The sequence below is a fragment of the Burkholderia sp. BCC1977 genome (assembly GCF_905339595.1).
Taxonomy (GTDB): Bacteria; Pseudomonadota; Gammaproteobacteria; order Burkholderiales; family Burkholderiaceae; genus Burkholderia.
This window is the reverse complement of sequence record NZ_CAJPGQ010000144.1, coordinates 1-1,089: the sequence shown is the minus strand read 5'-3', so window position 1 is coordinate 1,089 and position 1,089 is coordinate 1. Positions and strand designations below refer to the sequence as shown.

Below are 1,089 nucleotides of genomic sequence, written 5' to 3'. Positions count from 1 at the left end.
GGCGAACCTCAGTGACCCCTCTGGATTGGCTGCACAATGCTCGCAGTCCGACATATTTGGCCAGGGGATTGCCAAGAGTGATGCAATAACACCGCTATATCCCGAGACTGTTTTTATACCTGCCGTAAAAATAGCGCAGACTATCTACAATGCGGTCAACGGAATTGCAGCGCCGGCAGCTACGCAGGAAATCAGTACAGGTAGAACGGTTCCAAATAGTCTCCAGGAAAAATTGGCTATGGAACAAGTGATGGCTAAACCACAGGGCACGACTCCGCCACGGATGCCAAAAATGTCAGATAAGAGAAATGGACTTATGGATGCTGATGGCTGGGTGAAGCGGACGCAGAATGTTAACGGTGTCGAAATCCATTATGTTGAAAATATCAAGACGGGGAAATTTTTGGATTTCAAATTTAAGGATTAGGAAATGGATTATAAAGAAAGTCTTTTAATGGTAGTAAAAAAATGGAATTCTGATCCGATTGAGGATGAGTGGATATTCGAGAAATTCCGGGAAGACGTTGTTGGGGGTATGTCGGCGCCAGAGGCGTTTTTGGCAATCGAGGAAACTGTGGGTATTTTGCTGAATGAGCAGGACGAATCTACCTCGATAGAAATTGTTCAGACAATTATTGGATTGGCTTTGCGCAGTCAGACGACCGAATTGCCAAAATCATTGCGAGATAACCGGGGTGAAATTCGGATGAAATTTTCAAAATTTGGTGGCTATGCTAAAGATAAGTTGGATGAATTGTATAAATATTATCGATTAGGTTGACTTTAACGACGAGGAGTCGCGAGCGACTCCTCATTCATGTTGAGTTTTCCACTGCGTAGCATAGGTCACTCGTCGGGTGTGGTGAATAGCCGACACGGTTGGAACCCGGCGATGAGAACCAGTACCTATACGGCCAACGGACTGAACCAATACCTTACGGCGGCTGGGCCGGCGGTGACGTATGACCGCAACGGCAACCTGACAAGCGACGGGGTATGGACATATTCGTACGATCTGGACAACCGGATGCGGACGGCGACGCGGCCGGGCACGAATGCCGTGCTGGGCTATGACCCGGAAGGTCGGCT

General features: G+C 48.0%; 2 protein-coding genes and 1 pseudogene. All 3 read left to right on the top strand.

All coding sequences use genetic code 11. The features are described from left to right. The coding region (locus tag U5771_RS35160; protein ID WP_322028178.1) for a hypothetical protein at positions 1-427 on the top strand (427 nt) is incomplete at its 5' end. 3 nt (positions 428-430) lie between these two features. After that, positions 431-781: a hypothetical protein gene (locus U5771_RS35155; protein ID WP_322028177.1), complete on the top strand. Its 351-nt coding sequence runs from the start codon at positions 431-433 to the stop codon at positions 779-781. Positions 782-892: 111 nt separating this feature from the next. Beyond that, positions 893-1,089: pseudogene (locus tag U5771_RS35150) on the top strand (hypothetical protein); the annotation flags it as partial.

Bases quoted from the DNA above. Each gene is read 5' to 3' on its own strand.
- U5771_RS35155 (WP_322028177.1), top strand. From the start codon at position 431: ATGGATTATAAAGAAAGTCTTTTAATGGTAGTAAAAAAATGGAATTCT.